Raw genomic sequence first — 15,956 nt, forward strand, 5'->3', positions numbered from 1 at the left:
GGCGCCGGGCGACGGGGATCAGTGACGGGGCAGCACGCGGTCGAACGCCGGGTCGTGGTTGCCGAAGCGGTGCGTGGTGATGGTGACCGACTGCTCGAGCAGGAACGGCAGGAGCTCGACCCGTCCGGACCAGGTGACCTCGCCAGCGTGGACGGCGACGTCCGGATCGCCCTCGACGGCGGCGGCGAGCTCGCGTGCGAGCGGGCCCAGCAGGCGCACCCGTCCGGGGCGGTCCCGCGCCATGCGGTCCAGCCAGTCGGCGTCGTCCTCGACGACCTGCCCGGGTGCGAGGTCGTCGGGCAGGGCCACCGGCGTGGACACCGTGACCGAGGCGCCGGCGCGGAGCCCGGCGAGGACGACCCGAGCGGTCGTGAGCAGGTCGCCGTCACCGCGCACGTGGACCGAGGTCGGTCGGTAGCGGAAGACGTTCCGCTCGACCCCGAGCCCGCTGACGTCCTTCTCGCGGCCGAACTCGCGCTGCCAGGCCAGCTCGTCGGAACGGGCGGCCGCGGCGAGCTGCGCGGCGTCGGACTGGAGCAGGTGCGGCGTCACCGACGCGAGCGCGGAGGCCACCGGGGCCGAGAGCTCGACGTCGTCGGGGACGTGGCGCAGCGGTCGGCGGGTCCAGGTGCCCAGGTGCGTCAGGTAGTTGGGTCCGCCGGCCTTGCTGGAGGCGCCGACGCTCGACCGCTTCCAGCCGCCGAACGGCTGGCGCTGCACGATCGCGCCGGTGATCCCGCGGTTCACGTAGAGGTTGCCCGCCTCCACGGTGTCGATCCAGCGGTTGACCTCGTCGGGGTCGAGCGAGTGGATGCCGGCCGTGAGCCCGAAGTCGGTGGCGTTCTGCCAGGCGATCGCCTCGTCGAGGTCGGCGGCGTGCATGAGTCCGAGGACGGGGCCGAAGTACTCGGTGCGGTGGTAGGTGCTGCCGGGGGCCACGCCGACCTTCACCCCGGGGGACCACAGACGACCGGTGGGGTCGAGACGACGCGGCTGGACGATCCACTCCTCACCGTCGTCGAGGACCGTCAGCGCGTCGAGCAGCTTGCCCGAGGGCGCCTCGACGACCGGGCCGACCGAGACGTCGGGATCGTCGGGCCACCCGACCTTGAGCGAGGTCACGGCGTCGACGAGCTGGCGACGGAAGCGCTCGGAGGTGGCGACGGAGCCGACCAGGATGCCGAGGCTCGCCGCCGAGCACTTCTGCCCGGCGTGCCCGAAGGCGCTCTTCACGAGGTCGCCGACGGCCAGGTCGAGGTCGGCGCTGGGGGTGACGAGGAGGGCGTTCTTGCCACTCGTCTCGGCGAGGAGCGGCAGGTCGGGCCGCCACGAGCGGAACAGGGCCGCCGTCTCCCAGGAGCCGGTGAGGATCAACCGGTCGACCGCGGGGTGGGACACGAGGGACTTGCTCAGCTCGCCCTCGTCCATGCTCACGTAGCGCAGCACCTCGCGCGGCACGCCGCCCTGCCACAGCGCCTCCACCATGACGGCTGCGCACCGGGGGCTCTGCGGAGCGGGCTTGATCACCACCGCGCTGCCGGCGGCGAGGGCCGACAGCACCGAGCCGCACGGGATCGCGACGGGGAAGTTCCACGGCGGGGTGACGACCGTCAGGCCGACCGGGTGGAACGAGGCGCCGTCGACGACCTCGAGGCGACGCGCCGCCTCGGCGTAGTAGTGCGCGAAGTCGATGGCCTCGCTGACCTCGACGTCGGCCTCGGCGATCGTCTTGCCGGTCTCGGCGGCCATGACGGCGACCAGGTCGCCCCGTCGGGTCTCGAGCGCCCCGGCGGCCTGGTGGAGGATCCAGGCCCGGACCTCGGCCCCACGGGCGGACCAGGCGGTCGCGGCGGTCCGAGCGCCCCGCACGAGGGTCTCGAGGGACGCCGGGCCGTGGACGCGGCTCGACTCGATCGTGGAGATCCCGAGCTGGGTGTACGTCGACCGGGACAGCGCCTGACGGCCCCACACCCGGTTCCCGGCCGTGGACGGGTCCGTGTCGGGGGTGTTGGAGAAGCCGTCGGTGTGCGCGTGCACGTGGTGGTCGGTGGCGTCGGTGCGACGGTCCTGGACCCGGTGCGGAGGGGGCACGGTCTCGTCGAGCGCCTTCACGGAGGCGAGGAAGCGCCCTGCCTCGCGATCGAAGGCCGAGGGGTCGTCGGCCAGGTCGAACGCGGCCGACATGAAGTTCTCCGAGCTGGCGTTCTCCTCGAGCCGGCGGACCAGGTAGGAGATGGCGACGTCGAACTCGTCGGGGTGCACCACGGGCGTGTAGAGCAGGAGTGCGCCGACGTCGGCGCGCACCGACGCGACGGGACCGGAGTCCATGCCCAGCAGCATCTCGAAGTCGACGCCGTCGCGCACGGACCGCTCGCCGGCGAGCAGCCAGGCGTAGGCGACGTCGAAGAGGTTCTGCCCGGCCACGCCGATCCGCACGGCGTCGATCCGCTCGGGGGTGAGGGCCCACCGCAGGACGCGCTTGTAGTGCGTGTCGGTCTCCTGCTTGGAGGACCACGTCGCGAGCGGCCAGCCGTGGACGGTGGCGTCGACCCGCTCCATGGCGAGGTTGGCGCCCTTGACGAGGCGCACCTTCACGGACGCGCCGCCGGCCTCCCGGCGGGCGCGGGCCCACGCCTGGATGCGCTGCATCGCCGCGAGGGCGTCGGGGAGGTAGGCCTGCAGGACGATGCCGGCCTCGAGGTCGGGGTGCTCCTCCAGGACGCGTGTGAAGACCGCGATCGTGAGGTCGAGGTCGCGGTACTCCTCCATGTCGAGATTGATGAACGAGCCGCGTTCCGCGGCGACCTCGTACAGCGGGGCGAGGCGCTCGACCACGCGCTCCACGGTCTCGTCGAACGCCCACATGGACAGCTGGCTGGCGACGGCGGAGACCTTCACGGAGACGTAGTCGACGTCGTCGCGCCGCAGGAGCTCGAGGGTGCGGTCGCGTCGGCGCACGGCCTCGCCCTCGCCGAGCACGGCCTCGCCGAGCAGGTTGAGGTTGAGCCGGTCGCCGTTCTTGCGCAGGGTCGCGATCGTGCCGCCGAGCTTCTCGGGCCGTGCGTCGGCGATGAGGTGCCCCACCATGCGGCGCAGCGTGCGTCGAGCGGTGGCGACGACCAGTGCCGGGAAGAGCAGCGAGAAGAAGGCGCCGGTGCGCAGCAGGACCCGCTGGGTCCAGGGCAGGAAGGCCGGAAGAGAGCGGGTCAGGTCCCGCAGGTTGCGGGCCGCGACGTCGGAGTCCTCGGGGCGGACGACGCGGTCGACGAAGCCGATCGTGAAGTCGAGTCCGGCCGGGTCCTTGAGCAGCGTCGCGAGGCGGCGGGCGGCCGGGTCGGTCCGTCGGCCACGTCCCTGCTGGGCGGTCACCCAGTGCCGGACGAGCGCGACCGCGCGCTCCTCGAGGGGGGCGTCGGGCGGCGTCTCGGCGGTAGGGCTCATCTCGGTCGACAGCCTAGTGCGCCGAGGGCCCTGGCGGGGGTGCCGGGCTCGGGGCGGCGGATGCCTGCGGGCCGGTGGAGCGGTCCGGTCGCGGCGGTGGCCGGAAGGACCAGGCCACGACCGCGGCGAGGACACCGGCCACGAGGGGGACGGCGAAGCCCGCCGAGGCGCCGAACCGGTCCACGACGGCGCCGGCGACCGCGGCACCCGGGGCGACACCGATGGCCAGGCCGGTGCTCGTCCACGTGAGGGCCTCCGTGAGCCGCGTCGGCGGCACGTACTCCTCGACCACGCTGGTGGCGGCGATCATGGTCGGGGAGATCATGAAGCCGGTCACGAACATGCCGACGGCGAGCCAGGCGATGCTCGGCGCCAGGAGCAGCGGCGCGAACAGCAGGCCGAGGACCAGGACGGTCCAGCGCAGCCGCGCCACCGAGTCGGAGGGCGAGGGCAGCAGTCCGACCGCCACGCCGGCCAGGAGGCTCCCGGCCGCCCAGATGGCCAGCACCACCCCGGCCGCGCCCGCCGACCCCTCGGCCTCGGTGAACGCGACGACCAGCACCTCGGTCGAGCCGAAGAGCACGCCGATCCCCACCGCGGCCACCAGCACGGGGCCCAGGACGGCCCAGCCGAGCGGCGGGCGGGGTCCGTCCCCGTGCCGACCCGTCGGAGGCTCGGTGGACGTCTGGGCGGCGAGGAACCAGCTGCCCACGACCGCGGCTGCCGTGGCTGTCGCGAGGCCCGCGACGTCGGCGACCTGCAGGGTCAGGAAGGTCACGAGCACCGGGCCGACGATGAAGACGACCTCGTCGATGACGGCCTCGATCGCGAACGCGGTCGTGAGCCGCGGACGGTCGTCGCGCAGCAGGTGGGTCCACCGTGCGCGGACGAGCGACCCGGTCTGCGGCGTGAAGATCCCGCCCACCGCGGCGGCCAGGTGCGGCCAGGGTGCGTCCGCCTCGCGGGTCACGGCGAGGATCACGGCGATCATGCCGGCGGCGTAGCCGGCACCCGCGAGCACCAGGACGCGCCGCTGACCCCACCGGTCGCTGAGCCGTCCGTGCATCGGCGCGACGACGGCGGCGGCTGCCACGTAGGCGGCGGCGACCAGCCCGGCGGCGCCGTAGCTGCCCCCGTGCTCGCGGACGAGCAGGACGAGTCCGAGCGAGGCCATCGAGAGCGGGAGGCGCGACACCAGTCCGGTCAGGCTGAACAGAGCCGCGCCGGGCAGTGCGAGGACGTGCCCGTAGGTCGACCGCACCGTGTCACCTCCTCGTCGCCGCCGGCGGGTGCCGACGCCCCGTCATTCTCGGCGCAGGCAGGCTACCCCCGGCGGGCCGGGGGCCTGCATGGGACGATGACCTCATGGATGTACGCCCCTTCGACGCCCTGCTCTACGTCTCCTTCGGCGGGCCGGAGAAGCCCGACGACGTCGTCCCGTTCCTGGAGAACGTGACCGCCGGCAAGGGCATCCCGCGCGAGCGCCTGGAGGAGGTGGGCGAGCACTACTTCCTGTTCGGTGGTCGCAGCCCGATCAACGACCTGAACCGCGACGTGATCGCGGCGCTCGAGGGCGAGCTGGCCGATCGCGACGTCGACCTGCCGGTCTACTGGGGCAACCGCAACTGGACCCCGTACCTGCGCGAGGCGCTCGAGGCGATGGTCGCCGACGGGGTCCGCCACGCCGCCTACTTCCTGACGAGCGCGTACTCGTCGTACTCGGGCTGCCGCCAGTACCGCGAGAACCTCGCCGACGCGACCGAGGGCCTCGACATCGAGCTCAGCCGGCTCCGGCTGCCGTTCAACCACCCGGGATTCATCGGCCCCTTCGTGGAGCACACGGACGCCGCCCTGGACGAGGCTCCCGACGGCACGCGGGTGGTGTTCGTGACCCACTCGATCCCTGACGCCATGAACGACGCGAGCGGCGGGCCGGGCGTGGGCGCGTACCGGTCCCAGCACCTCGAGGCGGGTCGGCTGGTCATGGAGGGTCTCGCGCCGCAGCACCGTGACGTGCCGTGGGACCTCGTGTACTGCTCCCGGTCCGGCTCGCCGCGGACCCCGTGGCTGGAGCCCGACGTCAACGACCACCTCGAGCAGCTGGCCGCCGACGGTGTCACGTCCGTCGTGGTCGTCCCGATCGGCTTCGTGTCCGACCACATGGAGGTCGTGTACGACCTCGACACCGAGGCGGCAGAGACCGCCGAGAAGCTCGGCATGAGGTTCGTCCGCGTGCCCACGCCGGGGACGCACCCCGGCTTCGTCGCGATGATCACCGACCTGCTGCAGGAGAGGGCCGCCGTCGACCGCGGCGAGACGCCGACGCCGGCCACGCTCGGCCGGTGTGCTGCCAACCCGGTCGTGTGCGTGCCGGGCTGCTGCGCGAACCTGCGCGGCGACCGGCCCGCCCACCCGTGAGCTCGTCCGTGCTGCCGGACCGTGAGCAGCTCCTGACCCTGGCGCACGACGTCGGGCTCGAGGCGGCCGCCCTGGTGCGGCGCGAGCGGCCGGAGGGCCGCGTGGCGGTCGCGGCGACCAAGTCGAGCCCCATCGACGTGGTCACCGAGGTCGACCGGGCCAGCGAGGACCTGATCCGTGACCGCATCCTCGCTGCACGGCCCGACGACGGGTTCGTCGGTGAGGAAGGTGCCGACGTGGCCGGCACGAGCGGGGTCGACTGGGTGGTCGACCCCATCGACGGAACGGTGAACTTCGTCTACGGGATCCCCGCGTACGCCGTGTCCATCGCCGCGCGGGTCACCGACGCGACCGGCGAGCGGGTCGTCGCGGGCTTCGTGGTGAACGTCGCGTCGGCGGAGCGGTGGGGTGCCGTGCTCGACGGCGGCGCCTGGCGCTGGGACGGCGACCGTCGGGTGCCGCTGCGTGCTCCGGAACCGCCGCCGCTCTCCCAGGCCCTCGTCGGGACGGGCTTCAACTACGTGCGCGAGGTCCGCGAGCACCAGGCTGCGGCCGCGGCCCGCCTGCTGCCGCACGTCAGGGACATCCGTCGGATCGGTTCGGCCGCACTCGACCTGTGCGCGCTCGCCGACGGCCGGTTGGACGCCTACGTCGAGCAGGGGCTGCACCCGTGGGACCTCGCTGCGGGAGGACTGGTGGCTCGCGAGGCCGGTGTGCTCGTCGAGGGCCTCGACGGCCCGCCGGATCTGCGCCTCGTGATGGCGGCGCATCCTGCGCTTGCAGGGGAATACTTCGACCTCGTCCGGACTTGTGGGTTCTGACCGACGGCCGCTTGCAGCGGTGTGGAACAATCCCGTCGGTTGAACGCACACGACGGAGGGGTACATGGCTACCGACTACGACGCGCCTCGCAAGACTGACGAAGAGCAGTCCGAGGACAGCATCGAGGAGCTCAAGGCGCGTCGCCACGAGAAGAACTCGGGCAAGGTGGACGAGGACGAGGTCGAAGCGGCCGAGTCGTTCGAGCTGCCGGGTGCCGACCTCTCCCACGAGGAGCTGGCCGTCCAGGTGGTCCCGCGCAAGTCCGACGAGTTCACGTGCTCGTCGTGCTTCCTGGTGCACCACCGTTCCCAGCTCGCCGAGGAGAAGGGCGACCGGCTCATCTGCCGGGACTGCGCCTACTGACGCACCGTCCGAGCTCGCTCAGCGCGAGCGCCGACGACCAGGAGCCGGCTTCCGTGAGGAGGCCGGCTTCGCCGTTCCTCCAACCGTCCGTGCCGCCGCCTGCGCTGCTCCGGCGACGCCACCCTTGGCGGCGCCCTTCAGGGGCTTCATGCCCGGAGGCAGGTCGCCCGTCGAGCGGACCCAGTACCCGGCCGCCCCGCGGCGCACGAGCAGCCTCACGACCTCGACGAGCGCACCTCCGATGACGGCCCAGGCGACGGCCTCGCGGGTCTCGACCTCGGGGTGTCGCCCCGCGGTCGGGGGCTTCTTGCCGGTCGCGGCCCGCCAGGCCAGCGTCGAGACCTGACGTGCCAGCAGACCCGCCGCGACGGTGGAGCCGCGGTCGAGCAGCTTCCACGTGCTGCGGCTCGAGCGCGACGGTCGCCTCGCGGGCGTGGCCGACTCGAGCGTGGGAGCGGACGTGCGGCGTCGGCGCTTGCGGGGCATGGTCGTCACCTCGGGTCGGTGCGGGGTTGGTCGGTGCTGGCTTGGTCGGTGCTGGGCTGGTGGGTGCCCTGGGTGCCGGCCTCGGGTCGGATCGGCCCGGCAGGACGGCCGAGGGCCTGGGCGATCGCGGACGGATCGCGGGTCGAGACCACCCAGTAGGGCGCGGGGTCGGCCGGATCGCGGACCTCCACCTGCACGGCGGTGGCGATGTACGGCCGGACGTGCAGCCAGGCGCGGGCGTCGGCGCCGGGACCGAGCAGGGTCCGTGCACCGGCCGCGTCGAGCGCCGTGACCGCGCCCACGTGCTCGTGCGTCAGGTGGGCGCGCCCCACACGGAGGCCGTCGGGTCCGGCCTCGAGCACCGTCGACCCGTACGACCACAGCAGGGCACCCGTCACGACGGCCACCGCCACGGCCACGGCGACCGCGGTCGGCGGTCCTGCGACGACGAACGCCACCCAGCCCCACGCGATCGCGAAGGCCGCGACGGCGATCCACCACGCGGGGGGAGCGAGGAGTCGCTCACGACGGGTCTGCACGCTCCCAGCCTGCCGCATCCGGGCGTGGTCGGCCCGAGTAGGGTCGCGAGCATGCTCGAGATCGCGGTGCGTCGCCTCGACCCGCGGCTCCCGGCCCCGACCTATGCGCACCCGGGTGACGCGGGTGCCGACCTGCACGCCGCCGAGGATGCGACCCTCGCGCCGGGCGAGCGCGTGCTCGTGCCCACGGGCATCGCCCTGGCCCTGCCCGACGGCTTCGCGGCCTTCGTCCACCCACGGTCCGGGCTGGCCCTGCGCCACGGACTCTCCGTGGTGAACACGCCCGGCACCATCGATGCCGGCTACCGGGGCGAGATCAAGGTCCTGCTGGTCAACCACGACCTGCACGAGACCGTCCGGATCGCCCGCGGCGACCGCATCGCGCAGCTCGTGGTGCAGCGGGTCGAGCACGTGACCTTCCGCGAGGTCGAGTCACTCGAGGACACCAGCCGAGGCGCCGGGGGCTACGGCTCCACCGGGGGCCACCGATCCATGGGGGAGGACGCATGATCCGTCGACGCCGAGAGCGTGACGACCAGGCAGTGCAGACCGACGAGACGGGCACGGAGCCCGACGTCGTGTCCACGACGCCCACCGAGGAGCCGTCCGGCCCCTGGGACTCGCGAGACTTCACCGGGGACGGCACGGGCTACATCGACCTCGGACCGCTGCGCATCCGCGGACGCATCGGCTTCCAGCTCCAGGTGCCCCAGGACGACGGCGGAAGCACCGGGTCCGTCGTGCTGGTCACGGAGGAGTCGGGGCTCGAGCTGCGGGTCTTCGCCGCGCCGCGCAGCGGTGGGCTGTGGGACGAGGTCCGTGGCGAGCTGCTGGCCGAGGTCGAGCGGCTCGAGGGCACGGCCGAGCAGGTCGACGGACCGTTCGGTCCCGAGCTCCGCGTCCAGGTCCCCGTGAAGCTCCCCGACGGCCAGGACGGCTTCCAGCCGTCACGGATCCTCGCGGTCGAGGGGCCGCGCTGGATGCTTCGTGCGACCTTCCTCGGGTCGGCTGCGCTCGAGCCCGACGAGGACGGGCTGCTCGAGCGTGCGTTCCGTGAGGTCGTCGTCGCCCGAGGTGACGAGCCGCGCCTGGTGCGTGAGGCCCTGCTCATCGAGGTGCCCGAGGGTGCGGTGGCCGAGGAGCCGCCCGGCCACGGCACCCAGGCCTGAGGTTCGCGGCCTAGGATCGAGACATGGCATCCCGACTGCGCCGCCCGATGCGCCGCGCGACCCTCGAGCAGCTCGAGGACCAGGAGCTGCAGCGCAGCGCCGACGCCGCGGGCTGCCGGTTGCTCACCGCCCAGGCCGAGAGGTCGGTCTGCTCGCTGCACGGTGAGCTGCGGTCCGTCACCACCCGCCCGGTCGCCGACGGTGCGAGCGCCCTCGAGGCGCAGCTCTACGACGGGTCCGGGCAGGTCACCCTCGTGTGGCTGGGCCGACGCCGGATCGAGGGCATCGAGCCCGGGCGACGACTGACCGTGCACGGCCGCATCGGTCGCCGCGGCGACGCCTTCGTGCTCTACAACCCGCGCTACGAGCTGGACGCATGAGCGAGGCCGGCGCGAGCGTCGCCACCGTCGAGGAGCTGGTGCGGTCCAAGCTCTCCGAGGCGCTCGGCGGCGGGCGCGGCATCGTCGAGAGTGCCGTGCCCACGATCGTGTTCACGATCTGCTGGATCAGCACGCAGGACCTGCGGACCTCGCTCGTCGCGAGCGTCGGCGCGGCGGTCCTGCTGCTCGTGGTGCGGCTCGCCCAGCGCTCCACCGTGCAGTTCGTGCTGAACGCCCTCATCGGCATCGCCATCGCCGCCGTGTTCGCGTCGCGCAGCGGCGAGGCTCGTGACGTGTTCCTGCCCGGGATCCTCTACAACGGCGCCTACGCGGCGGTGTTCATCGTCTCGATCCTCGTGGGGTGGCCGCTCATCGGGTTCCTCATCGGCAGCCTCACCGGCGAGCCCACCGAGTGGCACGAGGACCGACAGCTCGTCCGTCTGTGCTCGCTGCTGACCTGGCTCTTCGCCGCACCCTGCATCCTGCGGGTCGTGGTGCAGTACCCGTTGTGGGCCGGCGACCACGTGGCGCTGCTCGGCACCTCCAAGGTCGTGCTCGGCTGGCCCCTGCAGGTCGCGGCGTTCGCGGCGATGGCGTGGGTGCTCTCGCGCAACTCCACCCCGATCGAGGCCGAGGCCGAGCCGGAGCCGCCTGCTACTCGGTGACGCGCTGTTCGCTGCGGCGGGGCCTCGACCTGCGGCTGCGCTGCTCCGGGTGGGTCTCGACCTGCGGCTGCGTCGACGTGGCTGGGTCTCGACCTGCGGCTGCGTCGATGCGGCTGGGTCTCGACCTGCGGCTGCGTCGCTGTGGCTCGTCGTCGACCTGCGCTCCGAAAGGGCCTCGACCGGCGGAGGGGTCTGGGCCCGGTCGGGTTCCCGGAGCGTGGCTCGGGGGACGCAAGGTTCTACGTTCGTGCGTGAGGGGTCGAAGGATGCTGCGTTCGTGGTCGGATCCCGTCGTGAACGCAGCATCGTTCGGGGTTCTGCACGCGAAGGCAGAATCTTGCGTCCGCGNGCGTGAGGGGTCGAAGGATGCTGCGTTCGTGGTCGGATCCCGTCGTGAACGCAGCATCGTTCGGGGTTCTGCACGCGAAGGCAGAATCTTGCGTCCGCCGGGGGCCTCTCGTGCGTCGAGTGGGCAGGGATTCTTCCTTTGCGTGGGACGGTCCACGGGAAGGGAGAATCACTGCCCGTACGGGGCCTTTCTCGTCGCCACGGTGCTTCCTTCGCGTGGCACGGTCCACGCGAAGGAAGAATCGTGCGTGGATCCCGCGCAGATGGAGAATCGTGGCCGCGCCCCGCAGACCCAGTCGACCCGAGACCCCCCGATCCGGTCGAGGCCCTTTCGGAGACCACACCGACGCGCAGCCACAGCGACGCAGCAACAGGTGAAAGCCCAGCGGCTGCGACGCAGCAGTGCGTGAACGCCCGGCCGGGCAACGTAGGCGCGAGCGAACGCCCAGCCGGCCGACGCAGCAGCGAGCGAACGCCCAGGCGCCGACGCAGCCACGACGCCTCAGGACGAGCAGCGACTCACGACTTGGGGGAGAGCAGGGCGCCGATCTCGTCCTCCGCGTCCGGTGCGGTGACGAACAAGAGCTCGTCGCCCGCCTCGAGCGAGCGCTCCGGGTCGGGCGTCTCGATCGCGTTGTCGCGCAGGATGGCCACGAGGACCACGTCGCGTGGCCACGGGACGTCGCGCACCAGGCGCCCGGCGAAGGGGGAGTCCTCGGGCATCGTCAGCTCGACCAGGCTGGTGTTGCTCTGGCGGAAGGTGAACAGGCGCACGAGGTCGCCGACCGACACCGCCTCCTCCACCAGGGCCGACATGAGCCGCGGGGTCGAGACCGCCACGTCGACGCCCCAGGTCTCGCCGAACAGCCACTCGTTGCTCGGGTGGTTGACGCGACCGACGGTCCGGGGGACCGAGAACTCCGTCTTGGCCAGCAGCGAGACGACCAGGTTGACCTTGTCGTCGCCCGTCGCGGCGATGACCACGTCGCACGTCTGCAGCCCGGCCTCCTCGAGGGAGGACATCTCGCACGCATCGGCCAGAAGCCACTGCGCCTTCGGCACGAGGTCGGACCGGATGGACCCGGGGGACTTGTCGATCAGGAGCACCTGGTGCCCGTTCTCGGTGAGCTCGAGCGCGACGGAACGGCCGACGGCACCGGCTCCCGCGATGGCGACGCGCATCAGGCCTCCTCAGGTCCGGACTCGAGCACGCGGTGGGCCTGGTCGGCGTCGCCCTCGCGCATGAAGACGGCGAGCAGGTCGCCCTCCTGCAGCACCGTGCGTCCGCTCGCGACCAGGCCGGACCCGAGGCGCGTCAGGTAGGCCACGCGGACCCCCGCGGCGTCCTCGAGGCTCGAGACCTCGTGACCGATCCACGGGAACGGGGCGTAGAGGGTGTCGAGTCGCAGCTGGCCGGACGGGTCGCGCCACGCGGGCTCCGACCCCGCCGGGACGAGACGACGCAGGACCTGGTCGGCCGCCCACGGCACCGTGGCGACCGTGGGGACGCCGAGGCGCTCGTACACCTCGGCACGGCCCGGGTCGTAGATGCGGGCCACGACGTTGTCGACGCCGAACTGCTCACGCGCGACCCGTGCCGAGATGATGTTGGAGTTGTCGCCGCTCGAGACCGCGGCGAAGCCGTCGGCGTGCTCGATGCCGGCCGCACGCAGGACCTCGCGGTCGAAGCCCATGCCGGTCACGGTGGTGCCGGTGAAGTCGGGCCCCAGGCGGCGGAAGGCGTCGGGGTTGGAGTCGATGACGGCCGTGGAGTGGCCGCGCTCCTCGAGGCTGCGCGTCAGCGTCGAGCCGACGCGTCCGCAGCCCATGATGACGATGTGCACGAGGCGACGCTACACCCGTCGGGACCGGCCCGGAGCCCGCATCCAGGGCGACCGGCGCAGCGATCCCGACAGGTCTACGATCGTCGCTCGTGGGCATGGTCGAGTCCGTCAAGCGGACGCTCGTCGGACGCAAGCTTCGCAGCACCCAGCTCGGGGAGACGCTGCTGCCGAAGCGCATCGCGCTGCCCGTCTTCGCCAGCGACGCCCTGTCGTCGGTGGCGTACGCGCCCGACGAGATCTTCCTGACCCTGTCGATGGGCGGCATCACGGCCTACGCGTTCAACTGGAAGATCGGCCTCGCCGTCGTCGTCGTGATGCTCACCGTCGTCGCGTCCTACCGCCAGAACGTGCGCGCCTACCCCAGCGGTGGAGGTGACTACGAGGTCGCCACCACGAACCTGGGGCCCAAGTCGGGCGTCACGGTGGCCAGCGCGCTGCTCGTCGACTACGTGCTCACCGTCGCGGTCTCGATCTCCTCGGGGGTGCAGAACGCGACGTCCGCGGTGCCGTGGCTCGTCGGCCACGAGGCCCTGGCCGCGTCGGCGCTCGTCCTCCTGCTCATGACGCTCAACCTGCGCGGCGCCAAGGAGTCCGGCCGCGCGTTCGCCGTGCCGACGTACCTGTTCATGCTGGCGATCGCCCTGATGGCCTGCTGGGGACTGGTCCGCTACCTCCTGGGTGACCTGCCCCAGGCCGAGAGCGCCCGGTACGAGATCGCCGCCGAGGCGCCCTACGACTCCGCGCTCACCGGCCTGGCCATGGCGTTCCTGCTCGCCCGGGCGTTCTCGTCCGGATGCGCCGCCCTCACCGGCGTGGAGGCGATCAGCAACGGCGTGCCCGCCTTCCGCAAGCCCAAGAGCGCCAACGCCGCCACCACGCTCCTGCTGCTCGGCACCATCTCGATCACGATGCTCATGAGCATCATCGTGCTGGCCGACGCCATGCACATCCGCTACGTCGAGGACCCGGCCCGCCAGCTGCTGCTCGACGGCCGACCGGTGGGTGACGGCTTCGAGCAGGACACCGTCATCGCGCAGCTCGCCAAGGCGCTCTACAGCGACGCGGCGCCGCTGTTCTACTTCACGATCGCCTGCACCGGCATCATCCTCGTGCTGGCGGCGAACACCGCCTTCAACGGCTTCCCCGTCCTCGGTTCCATCCTCGCGCGCGACGGACACCTGCCGCGCCAGCTCGACACCCGCGGCGACCGGCTGGCCTTCAGCAACGGCATCGTCCTGCTCGCCGTCGCCGCGATCGCGCTGATCGTCGCCTTCGACGCCGAGGTCACGAAGCTCATCCAGCTCTACATCGTGGGCGTCTTCGTCTCGTTCAACCTCAGCCAGCTGGGCATGATCCGGCACTGGACCCGGCACCTCGCCGCCGAGACGGACCCCGCCGAGCGGCGCCGGATGAAGCGCTCGCGGCTCGTCAACGGGTTCGGCCTGGCCATGACGGCCACCGTGCTCGTGATCGTCCTCATCACCAAGTTCCTCGCCGGAGCCTGGATCGCGATCCTCGCCATGACCATCGTCTTCTTCCTCATGGTGGGCATCAACCGGCACTACCAGCGGGTCAACGCGGAGCTCGAGATCGACGAGACCGACGTCGCCCTTCCCTCGCGCGTCCACGCCGTCGTCCTCGTGGGCCGGCTCCACAAGCCGACCCTGCGGGCCATCGCCTACGCCCGAGTGGCGCGGCCGAGCAGCCTCGAGGGTCTCTACGTGGAGCTCGACCCGCACGACACCCAGGTGCTGCGCCAGCGGTGGGACGACCTGCAGATCCCCGTCCCGCTCACCGTCGTGTCGTCGCCCTACCGCGAGCTCGTGCGCCCCGTGGTCAAGTACGTCAAGGAGGTGCGCCGGGCGAGCCCCCGCGACATCGTCAGCGTCTACATCCCCGAGTACGTCGTCGGGCACTGGTGGGAGCAGCTGCTGCACAACCAGACCGCGCTGCGCCTCAAGGGACGCCTGCTCTTCATGCCCGGCGTCATGGTGACCAGCGTCCCGTACCAGCTGAGCTCCGCCTCCCGCGTCGACCCCCGCAGCACCATCGGCAGCGCACCCGGCGACGTGCGCCGCGGCATCGGGGACCGGCCCGGCCCGGACGGACCCGCATGAGCGCGGTCCTCCCGATCGTCCAGGTGTGGCCCGTCGCCCACGGTGCTGGTTCGGTGTGCTCGGAGCCCCGGGGAGGTGGGTTCGCGTGACGTCCGAGGCTCTTCCCGTGGTCGAGGTGGGGCCCGTCGCCCACGGGGGCTCCTGCGTGGCGCGGCTGGACGGGCAGGTCGTGTTCGTGAGGCACGCGCTGCCGGGGGAGCGGGTCAGCATTCGCGTCACCGACCGCACCAAGCGGTACCTGCGCGCCGACGCCGTGGAGGTGCTCGAGGCGTCCCCCGACCGGGTGGCCCCGCCGTGCGACCTCGCGGGGGTCTGCGGAGGCTGCGACTTCCAGCACGTCGCCCCCGAGGCCCAGCTGCGGCTGCTCGGGTCGGTCGTGTCCGAGCAGCTGCAGCGCCTCGCCGGCATCGAGCGGGAGGTGCGGGTCGAGGCCGTCGGTCCCTCCCTCGGCTGGCGCACCCGCGTGACGTGGTCGACCACCCCCGACGGACGCGCAGGACTGCGCCGCCACCGCTCCCACGACGTCGTCCCGGTCGGGCACTGTCCGATCGCCCACCCCGGCCTGCCCGACGTCCTGTCGCACCGCTGGGACGCCCCCCAGGTCGAGGCGATCGTCTCCTCCACGGACCAGCAGCTCCTCGTCACCGACGCGACGGTGCCCAAGGACCTCCACATCGACGGAGTCGCAGGCACCGACGGCACGCGGCGCGCAGGTCGCACGCGGCTCACCGAGCGCGTCGAGGGCCACGACTTCACCGTGACCGGCTCCGGCTTCTGGCAGGTGCACCCGGAAGCAGCGCGCACCCTGGTCGACGCCGTCCTCGAGGCCGCCGAGGCCCGACCCGGGGATCGGGTCGCCGACCTCTACGCCGGGGTCGGGCTGTTCACCGCGTTCCTCGCCGACCGCGTGGGGCCCCAGGGCACGGTGGTCAGCGTGGAGGCCGACACCCAGGCCGCGCGCGACGCCCGCCGGTCGCTGCACCGGCACGCCCAGGTCCGCCTGGTCTCCGCCACCACCGAGCAGGCGCTCCGTCACGACGCCGACCTCCGTCGGGGCGTCGACCTGGTGGTCCTCGACCCGCCACGGACCGGGGCCCGACGCGCCGTTCCCGACGTGGCGCGGCTCGGTGCCCGTCGCGTCGTCTACGTGGCGTGCGACCCCGCGGCCCTGGCCCGTGACGTCGCGACGTTCGCCGAGCACGGCTACCGGCTGGGGGACTTGCGGGCGTTCGCCCTGTTCCCCATGACCCACCACGTGGAGTGCGTCGCGGTGCTCGACCGGATTCCCGACGTCGACTGAGAACGCGGCGCACCCGACCGGCGTAACCCCTGGTGACCACCGATCGGTGGTCACGTGACCAGGA

At 72.6% G+C, this 15,956-nt stretch carries 15 protein-coding genes; 9 read left to right on the top strand and 6 right to left on the bottom strand.

Features of this window, described 5'->3' with window-relative positions:
* Positions 1 to 18: 18 nt before the first annotated feature.
* Positions 19 to 3,441 (bottom strand): bifunctional proline dehydrogenase/L-glutamate gamma-semialdehyde dehydrogenase, encoded by a 3,423-nt coding sequence (locus ASF35_RS12355; RefSeq protein ID WP_055967858.1) that lies wholly within the window; start codon positions 3,439 to 3,441, stop codon positions 19 to 21.
* Positions 3,442 to 3,454: 13 nt separating this feature from the next.
* The gene (locus tag ASF35_RS12360; protein ID WP_055967861.1) at positions 3,455 to 4,702 is read right to left on the bottom strand and encodes an MFS transporter; all 1,248 of its coding nucleotides are present in this window, start codon (positions 4,700 to 4,702) and stop codon (positions 3,455 to 3,457) included.
* 104 nt (positions 4,703 to 4,806) lie between these two features.
* On the opposite strand from ASF35_RS12360, the gene ASF35_RS12365 reads away from it, so the two are divergent.
* The 3 genes from ASF35_RS12365 (at position 4,807) to ASF35_RS12375 (ending at position 7,044) form a co-directional block, all read left to right on the top strand.
* Entirely contained in the window at positions 4,807 to 5,859 is a 1,053-nt protein-coding gene (locus ASF35_RS12365) for a ferrochelatase (protein WP_055967864.1), read from the top strand.
* Positions 5,856 to 6,680 carry an inositol monophosphatase family protein gene (locus tag ASF35_RS12370; RefSeq protein WP_082495519.1) on the top strand — a complete coding sequence of 275 codons (825 nt, stop codon included), beginning with the start codon at positions 5,856 to 5,858 and terminating at the stop codon, positions 6,678 to 6,680. The genes ASF35_RS12365 and ASF35_RS12370 overlap by 4 nt, the downstream gene beginning before the upstream one ends.
* Positions 6,681 to 6,744: 64 nt before the next feature.
* Positions 6,745 to 7,044 (top strand): DUF4193 domain-containing protein, encoded by a 300-nt coding sequence (locus ASF35_RS12375; protein ID WP_055967866.1) that lies wholly within the window; start codon positions 6,745 to 6,747, stop codon positions 7,042 to 7,044.
* A gap of 18 nt (positions 7,045 to 7,062) precedes the next feature.
* On the opposite strand, the gene ASF35_RS12380 is transcribed toward ASF35_RS12375, so the two are convergent.
* Together ASF35_RS12380 and ASF35_RS12385 are read right to left on the bottom strand one after the other, a co-directional pair.
* Positions 7,063 to 7,530, bottom strand: coding sequence for a DUF4235 domain-containing protein (locus tag ASF35_RS12380; RefSeq protein ID WP_156366956.1), 468 nt, complete (start codon positions 7,528 to 7,530; stop codon positions 7,063 to 7,065).
* 5 nt (positions 7,531 to 7,535) lie between these two features.
* Complete coding sequence (locus tag ASF35_RS12385; RefSeq protein ID WP_200931763.1) at positions 7,536 to 8,069, bottom strand: DUF3093 domain-containing protein; 534 nt, start codon at positions 8,067 to 8,069, stop codon at positions 7,536 to 7,538.
* Between the two features lie 51 nt (positions 8,070 to 8,120).
* Between ASF35_RS12385 and dut the strand changes: the two genes are divergently transcribed.
* Genes dut through ASF35_RS12405 form a run of 4 tightly spaced genes read left to right on the top strand, consistent with a single transcriptional unit; the run spans position 8,121 to position 10,283 of the window.
* Positions 8,121 to 8,579, top strand: coding sequence for a dUTP diphosphatase (dut, locus tag ASF35_RS12390; protein ID WP_055967875.1), 459 nt, complete (start codon positions 8,121 to 8,123; stop codon positions 8,577 to 8,579).
* On the top strand, positions 8,576 to 9,238 hold the full coding sequence (locus tag ASF35_RS12395; protein WP_055967878.1) for a DUF3710 domain-containing protein: 663 nt from the start codon (positions 8,576 to 8,578) through the stop codon (positions 9,236 to 9,238). The genes dut and ASF35_RS12395 overlap by 4 nt, the downstream gene beginning before the upstream one ends.
* Positions 9,239 to 9,261: 23 nt before the next feature.
* Positions 9,262 to 9,618: an OB-fold nucleic acid binding domain-containing protein gene (locus tag ASF35_RS12400; RefSeq protein ID WP_055967880.1), complete on the top strand. Its 357-nt coding sequence runs from the start codon at positions 9,262 to 9,264 to the stop codon at positions 9,616 to 9,618.
* Positions 9,615 to 10,283, top strand: coding sequence for a DUF3159 domain-containing protein (locus tag ASF35_RS12405; protein ID WP_055967883.1), 669 nt, complete (start codon positions 9,615 to 9,617; stop codon positions 10,281 to 10,283). Before ASF35_RS12400 ends, ASF35_RS12405 begins: the two co-directional genes overlap by 4 nt.
* Before the next feature lie 867 nt (positions 10,284 to 11,150).
* Here the strand turns inward: ASF35_RS12405 and ASF35_RS12410 are convergent.
* Together ASF35_RS12410 and ASF35_RS12415 are read right to left on the bottom strand one after the other, a co-directional pair.
* Positions 11,151 to 11,813 carry a TrkA family potassium uptake protein gene (locus tag ASF35_RS12410; RefSeq protein ID WP_055967886.1) on the bottom strand — a complete coding sequence of 221 codons (663 nt, stop codon included), beginning with the start codon at positions 11,811 to 11,813 and terminating at the stop codon, positions 11,151 to 11,153.
* The gene (locus ASF35_RS12415; RefSeq protein ID WP_369797016.1) at positions 11,813 to 12,460 is read right to left on the bottom strand and encodes a TrkA family potassium uptake protein; all 648 of its coding nucleotides are present in this window, start codon (positions 12,458 to 12,460) and stop codon (positions 11,813 to 11,815) included. Before ASF35_RS12415 ends, ASF35_RS12410 begins: the two co-directional genes overlap by 1 nt.
* Before the next feature lie 110 nt (positions 12,461 to 12,570).
* Between ASF35_RS12415 and ASF35_RS12420 the strand changes: the two genes are divergently transcribed.
* The gene (locus tag ASF35_RS12420; RefSeq protein WP_055967892.1) at positions 12,571 to 14,592 is read left to right on the top strand and encodes an APC family permease; all 2,022 of its coding nucleotides are present in this window, start codon (positions 12,571 to 12,573) and stop codon (positions 14,590 to 14,592) included.
* Positions 14,593 to 14,677: 85 nt separating this feature from the next.
* Positions 14,678 to 15,892 (top strand): class I SAM-dependent RNA methyltransferase, encoded by a 1,215-nt coding sequence (locus tag ASF35_RS12425; protein WP_055967895.1) that lies wholly within the window; start codon positions 14,678 to 14,680, stop codon positions 15,890 to 15,892.
* The last annotated feature ends 64 nt before the right edge of the window (positions 15,893 to 15,956 follow it).

Source organism: Aeromicrobium sp. Leaf291, assembly GCF_001423365.1.
Taxonomy (GTDB): domain Bacteria; phylum Actinomycetota; class Actinomycetes; order Propionibacteriales; family Nocardioidaceae; genus Aeromicrobium.

Bases quoted from the DNA above. Each gene is read 5' to 3' on its own strand.
- ASF35_RS12420 (WP_055967892.1), top strand. From the start codon at position 12,571: ATGGTCGAGTCCGTCAAGCGGACGCTCGTCGGACGCAAGCTTCGCAGC.
- ASF35_RS12410 (WP_055967886.1), bottom strand. From the start codon at position 11,813: ATGCGCGTCGCCATCGCGGGAGCCGGTGCCGTCGGCCGTTCCGTCGCG.
- ASF35_RS12405 (WP_055967883.1), top strand. From the start codon at position 9,615: ATGAGCGAGGCCGGCGCGAGCGTCGCCACCGTCGAGGAGCTGGTGCGG.
- ASF35_RS12365 (WP_055967864.1), top strand. From the start codon at position 4,807: ATGGATGTACGCCCCTTCGACGCCCTGCTCTACGTCTCCTTCGGCGGG.
- ASF35_RS12375 (WP_055967866.1), top strand. From the start codon at position 6,745: ATGGCTACCGACTACGACGCGCCTCGCAAGACTGACGAAGAGCAGTCC.
- ASF35_RS12355 (WP_055967858.1), bottom strand. From the start codon at position 3,441: ATGAGCCCTACCGCCGAGACGCCGCCCGACGCCCCCCTCGAGGAGCGC.
- dut (WP_055967875.1), top strand. From the start codon at position 8,121: ATGCTCGAGATCGCGGTGCGTCGCCTCGACCCGCGGCTCCCGGCCCCG.
- ASF35_RS12380 (WP_156366956.1), bottom strand. From the start codon at position 7,530: ATGCCCCGCAAGCGCCGACGCCGCACGTCCGCTCCCACGCTCGAGTCG.
- ASF35_RS12400 (WP_055967880.1), top strand. From the start codon at position 9,262: ATGGCATCCCGACTGCGCCGCCCGATGCGCCGCGCGACCCTCGAGCAG.
- ASF35_RS12395 (WP_055967878.1), top strand. From the start codon at position 8,576: ATGATCCGTCGACGCCGAGAGCGTGACGACCAGGCAGTGCAGACCGAC.
- ASF35_RS12415 (WP_369797016.1), bottom strand. From the start codon at position 12,460: ATGGGCTGCGGACGCGTCGGCTCGACGCTGACGCGCAGCCTCGAGGAG.